The sequence below is a fragment of the Clostridium sp. genome (genome assembly GCF_034179595.1).
Lineage (GTDB): Bacteria > Bacillota > Clostridia > Clostridiales > Clostridiaceae > Clostridium.
In genome coordinates this window covers 17,608-31,852 of record NZ_JAXFPT010000027.1, presented here as the reverse complement: position 1 = coordinate 31,852, position 14,245 = coordinate 17,608, and the positions used below count along the sequence as shown (strand labels likewise).

General features: G+C 28.9%; 13 protein-coding genes. 12 read left to right on the top strand and 1 reads right to left on the bottom strand.

Translation table 11 applies throughout. The features are described from left to right. Window positions 1-28: 28 nt before the first annotated feature. Window positions 29-1,441: a pyruvate kinase gene (gene pyk, locus SPJ33_RS03255; protein WP_321116543.1), complete on the bottom strand. Its 1,413-nt coding sequence runs from the start codon at window positions 1,439-1,441 to the stop codon at window positions 29-31. 161 nt (window positions 1,442-1,602) lie between these two features. On the opposite strand from pyk, the gene SPJ33_RS03250 reads away from it, so the two are divergent. From SPJ33_RS03250 to rodA, 12 genes are all read left to right on the top strand, one after another. Next, window positions 1,603-3,054, top strand: coding sequence for an aminoacyl-histidine dipeptidase (locus tag SPJ33_RS03250; protein WP_321116542.1), 1,452 nt, complete (start codon window positions 1,603-1,605; stop codon window positions 3,052-3,054). Between the two features lie 136 nt (window positions 3,055-3,190). After that, window positions 3,191-3,928 carry an SPOR domain-containing protein gene (locus SPJ33_RS03245; RefSeq protein ID WP_321116541.1) on the top strand — a complete coding sequence of 246 codons (738 nt, stop codon included), beginning with the start codon at window positions 3,191-3,193 and terminating at the stop codon, window positions 3,926-3,928. A gap of 189 nt (window positions 3,929-4,117) precedes the next feature. Beyond that, a complete protein-coding gene (locus tag SPJ33_RS03240; protein WP_321116540.1) occupies window positions 4,118-4,687 on the top strand; it encodes a Maf-like protein in 570 nt (189 codons plus the stop codon). Window positions 4,688-4,733: 46 nt separating this feature from the next. Next, window positions 4,734-5,423 carry a RadC family protein gene (radC, locus tag SPJ33_RS03235; RefSeq protein ID WP_321116539.1) on the top strand — a complete coding sequence of 230 codons (690 nt, stop codon included), beginning with the start codon at window positions 4,734-4,736 and terminating at the stop codon, window positions 5,421-5,423. A gap of 18 nt (window positions 5,424-5,441) precedes the next feature. Then, window positions 5,442-6,455, top strand: coding sequence for a rod shape-determining protein (locus tag SPJ33_RS03230; protein WP_321116538.1), 1,014 nt, complete (start codon window positions 5,442-5,444; stop codon window positions 6,453-6,455). Between the two features lie 4 nt (window positions 6,456-6,459). After that, window positions 6,460-7,305: a rod shape-determining protein MreC gene (mreC, locus tag SPJ33_RS03225; RefSeq protein ID WP_321116537.1), complete on the top strand. Its 846-nt coding sequence runs from the start codon at window positions 6,460-6,462 to the stop codon at window positions 7,303-7,305. Between the two features lie 11 nt (window positions 7,306-7,316). After that, on the top strand, window positions 7,317-7,808 hold the full coding sequence (gene mreD, locus SPJ33_RS03220) for a rod shape-determining protein MreD (RefSeq protein WP_321116536.1): 492 nt from the start codon (window positions 7,317-7,319) through the stop codon (window positions 7,806-7,808). Beyond that, window positions 7,805-10,867, top strand: a complete 3,063-nt coding sequence (locus SPJ33_RS03215; protein ID WP_321116535.1) for a penicillin-binding transpeptidase domain-containing protein — start codon at window positions 7,805-7,807, stop codon at window positions 10,865-10,867. The genes mreD and SPJ33_RS03215 overlap by 4 nt, the downstream gene beginning before the upstream one ends. A gap of 178 nt (window positions 10,868-11,045) precedes the next feature. Then, entirely contained in the window at window positions 11,046-11,690 is a 645-nt protein-coding gene (minC, locus tag SPJ33_RS03210) for a septum site-determining protein MinC (protein WP_321116589.1), read from the top strand. 19 nt (window positions 11,691-11,709) lie between these two features. Continuing rightward, entirely contained in the window at window positions 11,710-12,507 is a 798-nt protein-coding gene (minD, locus tag SPJ33_RS03205) for a septum site-determining protein MinD (RefSeq protein ID WP_321116534.1), read from the top strand. Between the two features lie 12 nt (window positions 12,508-12,519). Further along, window positions 12,520-12,792 (top strand): cell division topological specificity factor MinE, encoded by a 273-nt coding sequence (minE, locus tag SPJ33_RS03200; RefSeq protein ID WP_321116533.1) that lies wholly within the window; start codon window positions 12,520-12,522, stop codon window positions 12,790-12,792. A gap of 221 nt (window positions 12,793-13,013) precedes the next feature. Next, window positions 13,014-14,123, top strand: a complete 1,110-nt coding sequence (gene rodA / locus SPJ33_RS03195; protein WP_321116588.1) for a rod shape-determining protein RodA — start codon at window positions 13,014-13,016, stop codon at window positions 14,121-14,123. Window positions 14,124-14,245: the final 122 nt, after the last annotated feature.

Below are 14,245 nucleotides of genomic sequence, written 5' to 3'. Positions count from 1 at the left end.
TACTAAAACTTTTAGTATCCTTTAACTTTTAAACTTTTTCTATTTTAAGCATATTTGTCCCACCTATATGTGTAGTTGGAAGTCCAGCTGCAACTATTATCTCATCATTTTCTTTTACAAAATCGAAAGTTTTAGCGATTTTCTTTGCTTCACTTAATATCTCATCTGTTGTATTAAATATTTTACAATGAACCGGAATAACACCAAAATTAAGAGCAAGTTCTCTCATTACATATCTAGATGGGGTTATAGCAATTATTTCTGATTTAGGTCTGTACTTGCAGATTAATTTAGCTGTTGCGCCGCTTTGAGTTGCAGCTATTATAGCTTTTGCATTTACTATATTTGAAGTTCTGCATGCAGAATAACTTATAGCATCAGAAGATGAAAGATTAGATGGCTCTACATATTTATATTGGCTATAATTTAAATTTTTTTCAGTTTCTATAGCTATCTTAGACATTGTTTTTGCAGCTTTTATAGGAAAGCTTCCGGAGGCAGTTTCGCCACTTAACATTATAGCATCAGTTCCATCAAATATTGCATTACATATATCACAAGCTTCAGCTCTAGTTGGAATTGAATTTCTAATCATAGAATCAAGCATTTGAGTTGCTGTAATAACTATCTTTCCAGCTTCATTACACTTTTTAATAATTTTCTTTTGTATTATAGGAATTTTTTCTATAGGAATTTCTACTCCCATATCACCACGAGCAATCATTATTCCATCAGAAACTTCAATTATAGAATCTATATTATTTACACCTTCTTGATTTTCTATTTTAGCTATTATCTTTATATGATTATTATTTTGCTCTTTAAGAATATCTCTAATTTCTAATATATCAGATGCTTTTCTTATAAAGGATGCAGCTATAAAATCAATATCATTATTACAACCAAATATTATATCTTTTTTATCTTTTTCAGTTACTGATGGTAAATTTATATTTATATTTGGCACATTAACGCCTTTATGATTTGTAATTATACCTCCAACTTTAACTGTACAATTTATAGATTTATTTTCTATACTATCAACTTCAAATACTAAAAGTCCATCATCAACTAGTATAGTTGCCCCAACTTTAACATCTTTATAAAGATCTTCATAAGTTATTGAACATTTAGAATTATCACCTAATATTTCGCCACTACATATAAATGAAAATTTATCACCTTCTTTTAGTGTAGCACTATTATTTTTAAAATTATGAGTTCTTATTTTAGGGCCTTTAATGTCAATTATAATTGCTGTCTCAGAATTTATATCTTCTCGTATCTTTTTTATAAGGTCAATCTTTTGTTTATGAGTTTCATGAGTTCCGTGAGAAAGGTTAAGTCTTGCAGCACTCATACCTATCTTTATAAATTCTTTTAAAGTATTTTCTGAATCACTAGATGGTCCAATTGTAAAAATCATCTTTGTTTTTTGCATAAAACTACCTCACAAATATTTATTACACTATTTAAATATGATATATTATATAAAAATATTTAAAATCTAAGTTAAATATTTATTATTAGTATATTTAAATAAATATACTATGATATACTAATTTATATGCAATATATTTAAAATAATGGGAGGAATAGAAAATGTCAGTTTTAAAAAACATTGAACCAAAATTAGTATTTAATTATTTTGAAGAAATCTCAAAAATTCCAAGAGGTTCAGGAAATGAAAAAGGGATAAGTGATTATTTAGTTTCATTTGCTAAAGGTCTTGGATTAGAAGTAATACAAGATGAAGCTTTAAACATAATAATTAAAAAGCCAGCATCTAAAGGATATGAAAATGCTCCTGGAGTTATAATCCAAGGACATATGGATATGGTTTGTGAAAAAAATAAAGACACAAAACATGATTTTACAAAAGATCCAATAGAATTAAGAGTTGATGGAGATAACATATATGCAAATGGTACAACTCTTGGTGCAGATAACGGAATAGCTGTTGCTTATGGTATGGCAATTTTAGCTGATGATACAATAGAACACCCAGCTATAGAAGTATTATTAACTACAGATGAAGAAACAGGTATGACAGGAGCTATGAATATATCACCTGAACATATAAATGGAAAGATATTATTAAACCTTGATTCAGAAGAAGAAGGAGAACTTTTAGTAAGTTGTTCTGGTGGATTAAGAAGTAAAGCTTCAATGAATATCAACTGGGAAGATAAACAAGAAAATCATGTAGCTTTAGAAATCAAGCTTAGAGGACTTATGGGTGGACACTCAGGAATGGAAATAAATAAGGGACGTGGAAACTCAAATAAGCTTATGGCAAGATTATTAAAAAACATTTATGAAAATCATGACATAAGATTAGTTCATATTGAAGGTGGATCTAAAGATAATGCAATTCCAAGAGAAGCTGATGCAATAATTACTGTATTAAATAGTGATGCTGAAAACATAAAAGCAGAAGTAGCTAAATTTGATAAAATATTTAAACATGAACTTAAGGTTCAAGATCCAAATGTTAGCTTAGAAGTTGTAGAATGCAATGATGTTAAAAAGACTTTTGATAAAAAATGTACAGAAAATATTATAGATCTTTTATATCTTTACCCAAATGGTATAAATACAATGAGTAAATCAATAGAAGGATTAGTAGAAAGCTCAACTAATATAGGAGTAGTTACTACTTCAGAAAATGCAGTTAGCTTAGATAGTGCAGTAAGAAGTTCAGTTGCTTCATTAAAAGAAGAAATTGTTTTAAGAAGTAAGGCAATAACTGAAATATTAGGTGGAAGCTTCTCAACTCATGCTAATTATCCAGAATGGGAATATAATAGTGAATCAAAAATAAGAGAAATCTGTAAAGATGTATATAAGAGAATGTACGGAAAAGAACCAAAGGTAGTTGCAATACATGCAGGTGTTGAATGTGGGTTATTTAAAGAAAGATTAGGAGATTTAGATATGATTAGTTTCGGTCCAAATCTTTATGATGTTCATACACCACAAGAACATATGAGCATAAAATCAGTTCAAAATGTTTGGGAATACCTATTAAATATACTAAAAGAAATTAAATAATTTATATTTCCACTTTAATAAAAAATTATTTTTAAAATCTTCATCTAAAATTTAGGTGAAGATTTTTTTTACATAATGAATATTATTGTATCCTTCTTAATATATTTTAATAGAGTAATATTTTAGGAGGGATAACATGGGATACACAAGATATAATTATAAGCCAAGAAAAAAGCCAGGAAGGAATTTCTTAAGCATAGGAGCAGTTGGAATACTTTTAGCAATAGTAATAGGCTTACTTATAGGAAAGGTTATATTTAAACCTAATAATGTTGCAAATTCAGAAAAAACAAGTGAAATTAAAGAAACTGAACCAAATGGTGTTTTAGATAATGAAAGTATAGATACATCTAATAAAGTAACAGAAACTGAAAATAAAAAAAGATTTTCTATGATTCAATGTGGATTTTATGGGAAAAAAGAAAATGCAGAAAAAGTATTAAATGAAATTCCATCAACGTATAATAAGTTTATAATAGAGGAAGATGGTAAATTTAGAATAATTGCTGGAATATATACAGAGGATAATGTAGATAAGGTAATAGAAAAATTAACTGAAAAAGAAATAGCTAATGTTAAAATAAAATGTGATTATGAATTAAGCGACAGTGAAAATTCAATGATATGTGAAATAGTTTCAGGTTTTATGAAAATTTTAAATGAATTAGAGAATCAGCAAGTAAAAAGTGTAAATACGACAGAATTTAAAAAATGGGTAAGTGAGCTTGGAAATGATTCTAAAGATGAAATAAAAAGTGATGAACTTAAAAGTTTAAGAAAACATATAGAAAATTTACCAAAGGAATTAGATAGAAATGGTGCTAAAAAATCCTTAGAATTTATGTATAAAATGCTTATAAAGCATAGAGTATAAACAATTCTTAAAAAAAAATTAATTCTATCATTATATGGCATTGCTACTTGTTTAAAGCCTTATAAAATGATAAACTATATTAGGTGTAGTTCTAAAATGCTACACCTAATATTATTTTATAAAATATAGTATTTGAATATAAATATGGAGATACTATATTATATTAAAGTTATTTAAAAGAGGGATATTATGAAGTTTATATTAGCATCAGCATCCGCAAGAAGACAAGAATTATTAAAAAGAATAATTACTGATTTCGATATTATCGTTAGTGAATTTGAAGAAAAAAATGTCGAATTTAAAGGTAACGTTAATAGATATGTGGAAGAAATCGCATTAGGTAAAGCTAGTGCTATTTTAAATAATATAAGTGATGACAGTATAGTAATATCTGCAGATACAGTTGTTTCTTTTGATAACAATATCCTAGGTAAACCTAAAGACGAAGAAGATGCCTTTAAAATGCTAAAAATGCTTAGTGGAAATACTCATGAAGTTTATTCAGGAGTTTGTGTCATAAATAATAAGACAAAGGACATATTATGTGATAGTTTTAAAACTGAGGTAACTTTTTCAGAAATTAGTGATGACAGAATAAAAAAATACATTCAAAGTGGAAATCCTCTTGATAAAGCAGGATCTTATGGAATACAAGATGAAGCAGGAGTTTTTGTTGAATCTATAAAAGGAGACTATTATAATGTAGTTGGGTTACCACTAAATGGGACATATAAGATGATTGAAACAATAATTAAATAATTTTTATGGGGGAGGGGTATTCTAATAAAAGTAAGGAGAAATAATTTTGAATAATTACCTTAGAATTGTAGATATACCTAAAAATGAAAGACCAAAAGAAAAATTATTAAAATATGGTGCAGAATCTTTAAGTAATCCAGAACTTTTAGCTATAGTTTTAAGAACTGGAACTAGGGGTGAAAATGTATTAAATTTAAGTCAGAGAATAATTACAGAACTTAATGGATTGAATGGTATTTTAAATGCATCAATGAAAGAAATGACAAAAATTAGAGGTATAAAAGAGACAAAGGCTTCTCAAATATTAGCAATAGCAGAGCTTTTTAGAAGATTTAATACTTATAAATCTTATAGTGAATTTAAGAGGATTAATTCGCCAAAAGATGTTGCAAATATGCTTTATGGTGAGATGGGAACAATTAATCAAGAAATACTAAAATTAATTATATTAAATACTAAAAATGAAGTTGTAAAGATTAAGGATGTTTTTAAGGGGAGTTTAAATTCTTCTTTGGTTCATCCAAGGGAGATATTTAGTGAGGCTATAAATAATAGTGCAGCTTCAATAATTATATGTCATAATCACCCATCAGGAGATCCAACTCCAAGTAGTGAAGACATAAAAGTTACTACCAGAATTAATCAAAGTGGAGATATAATAGGAATCAAACTTATTGACCACATTATAATAGGTAGAAATAATTACGTAAGTCTAAAAGAAAAAGGAATATTATAATCGAAAGGGGAATGAAAAATGGGATTTTTCGGAACTAGTAAAGACATGGGAATAGATTTAGGAACAGCCAATACACTTGTGTTTGTTAAAGGTAAAGGTGTAGTTCTTAGAGAACCATCAGTTGTAGCTATAAATAGCACAACAAGAAAGCCACTTGCAGTTGGTACAGAAGCAAAAATGATGATTGGTAGAACACCAGGAAACATAGTTGCAATAAGACCACTTAGAGATGGTGTAATTGCAGATTTTGATGTTGCACACACAATGATAAAATCATTAATAGAAAAAGCAGCAAGTAAAAGTGCATTCAAAGCGCCAAGAATAATAGTTTGCTATCCTTCAGGAGTAACTGAAGTTGAAAAAAGAGCAATAGAAGAAGCAACTAAGCTTGCAGGAGCAAGAGAAGTTATATTAATGGAAGAACCAATGGCAGCAGCAATTGGAGCAGGACTTCCAGTAAGTGAACCAACAGGAAGCATGATTGTTGATATTGGTGGAGGTACTACAGAAGTAGCTATTATTTCACTTGGAGGTATAGTTACAAGTAGATCATTAAGAGTTGCTGGTGATGAATTAGATCAATCAATAATTGCTTATATTAAAAAAGAATTCAATTTAATGATTGGTGAAAGAACAGCAGAACAAATCAAGATGGAAATAGGATCAGCTTATAAGATTGATGATGAAGAAAGAGAAATGGAAATCAAGGGAAGAGATTTAGTTACTGGTTTACCTAAAGTAGTTGAAATTTCAGAATCATTAATAAGAGATGCTTTAAAAGAACCAGTATATGCAATAATTGAATCAATAAAGACAACTCTTGAAAAGACACCACCAGAACTTGCAGCTGACATAATGGAAAAAGGAATAATGTTAGCAGGTGGAGGAGCAATGCTTAAAGGATTAGATGTTTTAATAATGAAAGAAACTAATATGCCTGTACATATTGCAGAATCACCATTAGATTGTGTTGTTCTAGGAGCTGGAAAAGCTTTAGAAGATTTCGACAGAATTAGCAAGGAAGATAGATAAGAGCATGAAGCGTCTTAAGAACAAACTGGCAGTTACTATAATAGTACTGTCAGTTACATTTTTAGCCTTAATTATCTTCACATTTAAAGATTCAAATAAAAATATTATTGAAAGTGGTGCAGGCGCAGCATTAAATCCTATACAGAAAATTGCTTATACTGTTAATACAAAGGTAAAAGACTTTGTTGATTTATGTTTAAACTTTTCTACAGTAAGAGAAGAAAATAGAGAACTTACTAAAGAAAATGCAGATCTTAAAAAGACACTTTTAAAATATTCACAACTTAAACAAGAAAATGATCAGCTTAGAAAAGTTTTAAATTTCAAAGATTCAAGAGAAGATTACAATTATATAGCTACTAATATTATAGGATATGCAGGAGGAAATATATTAGATGGTTATATAGTTGATAAAGGTAATAATGACGGAATAGAAAAAGGCATGATTGTAATTGCATCAGATGGGTTGGTTGGTCAAGTTACTTCAGTTGGTAGTAATTGGTCAATAATAAAAAGCATCTTAAATGAAAACATTGCAGTAAGTGTTAAAGTAGAAAGCACTAAAGAAAATACTGGTATACTAAGAGGATATAGAAGTAAAAATGGAGAAGCTGAGTGTAAGGTTGAAAATCTTCCTATGGATTCTAATGTAAAGGTTGGAGATTCAATAGTTACTTCAGGTCTTGGTCAAATATATCCTAAGGATATAGTAATCGGTAAAGTTGTATCAGTTGAAGAAGATAAAGTAAATGTAATGAAGAATGCAATTGTTAAACCAAGTGTTGATTTTAATAAACTTGAAAGTTTATTTATTGTTGCACCTAAAGATAAACGTGATATTAAATATTAAGAGGTGATGAGATGAAAAAATTAATAGTAGTTTTAATATCTATCCTCTTATTAATAATTGATAATTCTATAATGCCATTTTTAGGAGTATGGGGAGGTTTTCCAAGTTTATTATTTATTTTTGCTGTATTATATTCATTAATAAATGGATTAGAAGATGCGGTATTTATTGGTGCAATTAGTGGAATATTGCAAGATATTTTTTTTGCAAATGGATTAGGGATAAATGCCTTAGTTAATATGTTTATATGTATATTAGCAGCTTATATAGGTAATGGAGTATTTAAGAAGAGGAAATTAATTCCAGTAACAACTGTTTTTGTAGCTACTATAGTTAAGCATTTAGTTGTCTTTATAATACTATATTTATTAAATTACAAGGCTAGTTTAAATAACATACTTATAGTTGCAATATATAATTCGGTGATAGCATTTATAGTATATAAATATATACTTATGTTTTCAGATACTGAAGATGTAAACAGTAAGTGGAGGTTTAAATGATAGTTAATAAACCAAAAAATAAAAAGAAAAAGCTTTCTAGATATACAGTTCTTAATATTATAATGTTAGTTATATTTTCAGCAATAACATTAAGAATGCTTTATTTACAAGTATATAAACATGATGATTATGAAGATAGAGCAAATGAAAACTCAGTTAGGTTTATTGCAGAAAAAGCTCCAAGAGGAGAAATTTTAGATAAGAATGGAAATGTATTAGCTACAAATAAACAAACTTATACATTAACATTTACAACAACAGACAAATCAAAAGAAGATTTTTATAGCACACTAGCATCAATATTTAAAATTCTTAAAGAAAACAAAGAAACAGTTCAAGATGATTTATTAGTAAAGGTTAATGATAAAGGTGAGTTTTATTTTGCATATAAAACTTCATCAGCTGATAATCAACAATCTGAAAAATTAAGATTTTTAAAAGATAGAGGAATGGATGAAGAAGTAAAAAAAGAACTTTTTAAAGGCTCAAATAATGATTTAACTGATAATCAAATAGCTGAAATAGATAAAAAGTTATTAGAAGTAACTCCAGAACAAGCGTTTTATTATTTAGTAAGAACTTATGATTTGATAAACCTTGTTAATCCAGACCCAACAGATGAAGAAAAGAAACAATATCAAGAAATGGATGATAAACAACTAACAGATCTTATATTAAAAAAATATTCATTAGATGATATAAGAGATTATATGGTTGTTAAAGATGCCATAAAAATGCAAAGTTTTAAGGGATATAAAGCTGTAACTATTGCAAGTAACATTAAAAAAGATACAGCATTTATTATATATCAAAAACTTAATGATTTACCAGGTATTGGAGTAGAACTTCAACCAGTTAGATATTATCCTTACAATAATTTAGCATCAGCAGTACTTGGATATGTTGGTCAAATTGATAGTTCTCTGCAAGATGAATATAAATTAAGAGGTTATGATACATCAACAGATCTTATTGGTAAATCTGGTATAGAATCAGCATTTGAGGATCAACTTAAAGGTGTTAAAGGTGGAGAAACTGTTAAAGTAAATTCATCAGGTAGAACAACAGAAGAGTTATTTAAGTTAGAATCTTATCCAGGAAATACTGTAAATCTTACTATAGATAAAAATATTCAGTATGCTATGCAAGAAGCATTAAAGGATAGAATAAAGCAAGTTCAAACTGAAATCTCAGATTCAAATGGACATACTTTCCAAAATGCTACTAGAGGAGCTGCACTTGCTATAGACGTTAATACTGGTAAAATACTTGCACTTGCAAGTTATCCAGACTTTGATCCAAATCTTTTTGCAATACCAGGACAGCTTACTGAAGCTCAAACAGAACAATATTTCTCACCTAATCTTGAGAAATTTGGTAAAGAGCTTATAAAGAGAATGGGACTTAAAAAATCAGTAAATGATTTATTCCCAAAAGATAAAAATGGTTATAGAACAGACCCTTATGATTTATATGCAAAACCATTTTATAATTATGCTACTTTAGGTACAATGCCACCAGGATCTATATTTAAACCAGTAACAGTAGTTGCTGGACTTGAAGAAGGCGTAATAACTCCAAACGAAACTGTAAATGCTACTGGTAAATTTAATATTCACCCTGAAACATTTGGTACAGGATTTGGACCAGTATGTTGGATATATCCAGGAAGTCATGGTCCAACAGATGTAAAGAAAGCTCTTCAAGTTTCATGTAACTTCTTCTTCTATGAAACTGCATATAGATTATATATGAAAGATGGTGGAGGAACTAATAGACCAGATTCTCTAAATACTATTGCAAAATATGCTTGGAAATTTGGACTTGGAGTAGATCCAGATAGTAATACTAATCCATCAACAGGAATTGAAATAGAAGAAAATACTACAGGACAAACATATAATTTCAAAACATTTAAAAATAGCATAATTGCGCTTTCAGGATTTGAAATAGCAGATTTCCTACAAAATGAAACTTCAAAAGGATCAGCAATAGCTACTTATCAAGGAATTATTAATTTTATTCCTTTCGATTTCTCTTACACAGATGATGATTCAGAAAAAGTAAAGAATTTAAAAGTAGACTTAAAACAAAAAATTAAAGAAAGATTTGAAGTTGTAGGAACAGGTACAACAGGTAAAAATGAAAATGAATTTGCAGCTAGTATATTATCAGATGTAAAAGGTATAATGCAAAATTCAGATGTATATAAGAGTAATGTTAAAAAGTACGAAGCAAAATATAATAAGAGTGCTAATATAGATGAACAGGCTTCACTTGTTGCTAATGCAATTGCAAGATATGTTGTTGTTGATAAATCAGCAGAAATGACATCACCAGGACAGCTTGTATATTCAGCTATCGGTCAAGGTATAAACCATTATACGCCACTTCAACTTGGAGCATATATATCAACACTTGCAAATGGGGGAACTAGATATGCACTTCATTTAGTAGATAGTGTAACAGATGTAGATGGAAATGTTGTAGAGGAATATAAACCTAAGGTGCTTGATAAGATAAATATTAGCAAATCAACTCTTGATGCAGTTAAAGAAGGGATGGCAAGAGTTAACAATGACTCAGAAGGTGGTACAGCTTCATCAGTATTTAGTAGCTTCCCTATAAAAACAGCAGGTAAGACAGGTACAGCCGATTACTCAAATGATCAAAGAGATTATGGTAGATCACCTTATGCAACATATGTAAGTTTTGCTCCGGTTGATAAACCAGAAATTGCTTTTGTTGGTGTTATATATGACGGAGGTCATGGTTCTTACACTGCACCAGTTGCAAAAGCAGTTTATGAAGCATACTTTAAAGATAAAATCTTAAAAGATTATCCTGAATATGCTAAAAGTTCAGAATCATTTAAAAAGTATGTAATGAATGTACCAAAAGATAACAGCGAAGAAGCTCAAAAAGCCGAAAGAGAAAAAGCTCAAAAAGCTGAAAAGGAAAAGGCAGAAAAAGAGAAAGCTGAAAAAGATAAGAATAAGAAAAAAGATGACTCAAAGAAAAATAATAATGATTCATCAAAAAATAACTCTACAAATTAGAATATAATTCAATCAATAAAAATAACATTGAACTTTAATAGTATCAATGTTATTTTTTTATCTTAAAAAAACAAACTAAACCTACAAATACTTACATTTTAATGCTATAATAGTAGAAGGATTTTACTATATTTTGTAGAATAGTGTTAAAGTGATGAGAATTGGTGGGGGGAAACCAATAATGGATGATAGAATAGTTATAAAAGGTAATAGAGTTGGAATAAGTGCTATAATAAATATCGATAAATTTAGTGGTTTTGAAGAAATGCTAGAAAACTTAGTTGGTAAGCTATCAAAAGGAAAGCGTTTTTACAAAAATTCTACATTAGTTATTAGCACAAATTTAAACTCAATCAATGAAAAAAATCTAGTGCGTCTTAAAGAAGTATTGTTTAATGAAATAGAAATAAAAGATATAATTTTACAAGATGAAGCTTCAAAAGATAAAGAAAATGATAAAAAGATTTTTTCAGGAGTATACGAAGGAAAAACAAAATTTTTGAGAAAAACAGTAAGAAGTGGACAATGCATAAATTATAATGGAAATATTGTAATAATTGGTGATGTAAATAGCGGTGCAGAAGTTATGGCAACTGGAAATGTTATTGTTTTAGGAAGTATAAAAGGAAATGTTAGCGCAGGTGTTAATGGAAATACAAAAGCGATAGTTGCAGCTTTTAGCCTTCAACCAGAAACATTGAAAATTTCAAATCTTGTAACATTTTCACCAGACTCAGAAAAACCTAGTTATCCAGAGGTTGCAAAAATAAAAGACGGAACAATAATAGTAGAGCCGTACATACCAAATAAATATATTTATTAAAGCATGGAGGGAATATTAAATGGGAGTATCTATAGTAATTACATCAGGAAAAGGTGGAGTTGGTAAAACTACAACAACAGCGAATATTGGTACTGCATTAGCAGCACATGGGAAAAAGGTTGTCGTTGTTGATGGTGATACAGGACTTAGAAATCTAGACGTATTAATGGGATTAGAAAATAGAATAGTATATACAATAATTGATGTTATAGAAGGAAGATGTAGATTAAAACAAGCATTAATTAAAGATAAAAGATTTCCAAATCTTTGTCTTCTTCCAACAGCTCAAACAAAGGATAAAGACGATATAACTGCACAACAAATGCTTAAGATCGTAAAAGAATTAAAAGAAGAATTCGATTATGTTCTTATAGATTCTCCAGCAGGTATCGAGCAAGGATTTGAAAACTCAGTAATTGGAGCAGATAAAGCAGTAGTTGTTGTAAATCCAGAAATTACATCTGTTAGAGATGCAGATAGAGTAATCGGAAAGTTAGATGCTAAAGGACTTGAAGATCATTCAGTAATTGTAAATAGAATGAATTATGCTATGACTCAAAGAGGAGACATGCTTGATGTAAGTGATATAATAGAAACACTTTCAATTGAATTATTAGGAGTTGTACCTGATGATAAAGAGATAACTGTTTCTACAAACAAAGGAGAACCAATAGTTTTAGAACAAGAAGCTAGAGCTGGGGAAGCATTTAGAAATATAGCAAAGAGAATAATGGGTGAAAATGTACCTTTCATGGATTTAAACAATGAATCACAAGGGTTATTTGGATCTATAATGAAGTTATTCAAGCGTAAATAGGGGGAATTTGAAATGGGATTCTTTAGTAGTTTTACAAATAGCAGACCTAAACCAAAGGATATTGCTAAAGATAGATTGAAGTTGATACTTATACATGATAGAGGTGATCTTCCAACTGACACTTTAGAGCAGATAAGAAGTGAAATACTAGAGGTTCTTTCAAAATATGTAGAAATATCAGCAGATGATGTGGAAATATCAGTAAGCAAAAGCGACATTGAAGAAGGGGAACAAGGTTCAGCATTAGTCGCTAATATACCTATTAAAAATGTAAGAGGTAAGTAAATTGATATAAGAGAATTTTATGATTAAAAGGCTACATACTATTAAGTATGAAGCCTTTTATATTTAATTTATATATTAAAAATTTATTATTTTTACTATTTATTTATGATTTGTTTTAGAGAATAATATATAATAAAAATACAGGTTTTTCAGGAGGTGAAAGATTATTGTTAAGAGGAGATTTATTATTTGATACGCCAAGAACTCAAAACAAGTATAAAATGGATTTTAAAAAAATCAGAGATATAGATAAGGTGTTATTGTTAACAACAATAGTATTAGCGGTATTTGGTATAATAAACATATATTTCGCCACAAAAGGGAACTATGGATTTAGTTATGCAAAAAAGCAATTAATATGGTTTATAGTTTCGCTTATAGCACTTTATATATTTATGGCTGTTGATTACAGAGTTCTTTATAATTATGTTCCAATTTTTTATTGGGGTGGAGTTCTCTTACTTATTGCAACAATGTTTTTAGGTTCTGTTAGAGGTGGAGCTAGAGGATGGTTAGTATTTGGTCCTATATCTTTACAACCAGCAGAGGTTTCAAAGATAGGTATGATACTCATGCTTGCAAAAAAATTGGAAGAAATGGACTTACAGATAAATAACTTAAAAAATTTCTTTACACTTGCTTTTTATGCAGCAGTGCCAGTAGCTTTCATAGTAATACAACCAGATATGGGAATGAGTATGGTTTCATTCTTTATAGTTCTTGGTATATTTTTCATAGCAGGAATAGATATGAGAATAATAAGTGGGGGATTCTTTACATTACTTCTTGGAATAGTCATTGTATGGAATTCAGGACTTATTCAAGATTATCAAAAAACAAGAATAACATCATTTATGAATCCAGAAGCTAATATATCAGGATCAGGTTATCACCTTAGCCAGTCATTAATTGCGATAGGTTCAGGGGGACTTACTGGGAATAGACCATCTTTTTCAAATGATTCAAGTTCAGGATATGCAGCACAACACGTACCTGAAGTACAAACAGACTTTATTTTTGCGGAAATCGCAGAAAATTGGGGATTACTTGGAGTCTTATTCTTATTAACTATGTATGGATTACTTATAAATAGGATGATAGCTATTGCTAGAACCTCTAAGGATATATTTGGATCAATAATATGTGTTGGATTAGTATCTTATTTCTTATTTGCTATATTCCAAAATATAGGTATGACTATAGGGCTTATGCCTATAACAGGTATAACATTACCGCTTTTAAGTTATGGTGGTAGTTCGCTTTTAACTACAATAATGTCAATAGGATTAATTTTAAATATAGGAATGAGAAGAAAGAAAATTAGATTTTAGATATAACATTAAAAAAGAGTATCTTTATTATAATAAAGATACTCTTTTTCTTTAATATATTATATTTATAATATAAATTTTCTTATGATTTCATAAAATACTTATTTCAAAAATATAATAAA

Coding starts and splice junctions, on each gene's coding strand:
- minD (WP_321116534.1), top strand. CDS start 11,710: ATGGGAGTATCTATAGTAATTACATCAGGAAAAGGTGGAGTTGGTAAA.
- pyk (WP_321116543.1), bottom strand. CDS start 1,441: ATGCAAAAAACAAAGATGATTTTTACAATTGGACCATCTAGTGATTCA.
- SPJ33_RS03245 (WP_321116541.1), top strand. CDS start 3,191: ATGGGATACACAAGATATAATTATAAGCCAAGAAAAAAGCCAGGAAGG.
- SPJ33_RS03230 (WP_321116538.1), top strand. CDS start 5,442: ATGGGATTTTTCGGAACTAGTAAAGACATGGGAATAGATTTAGGAACA.
- SPJ33_RS03250 (WP_321116542.1), top strand. CDS start 1,603: ATGTCAGTTTTAAAAAACATTGAACCAAAATTAGTATTTAATTATTTT.
- SPJ33_RS03215 (WP_321116535.1), top strand. CDS start 7,805: ATGATAGTTAATAAACCAAAAAATAAAAAGAAAAAGCTTTCTAGATAT.
- mreD (WP_321116536.1), top strand. CDS start 7,317: ATGAAAAAATTAATAGTAGTTTTAATATCTATCCTCTTATTAATAATT.
- rodA (WP_321116588.1), top strand. CDS start 13,014: ATGGATTTTAAAAAAATCAGAGATATAGATAAGGTGTTATTGTTAACA.
- minE (WP_321116533.1), top strand. CDS start 12,520: ATGGGATTCTTTAGTAGTTTTACAAATAGCAGACCTAAACCAAAGGAT.
- SPJ33_RS03240 (WP_321116540.1), top strand. CDS start 4,118: ATGAAGTTTATATTAGCATCAGCATCCGCAAGAAGACAAGAATTATTA.
- mreC (WP_321116537.1), top strand. CDS start 6,460: ATGAAGCGTCTTAAGAACAAACTGGCAGTTACTATAATAGTACTGTCA.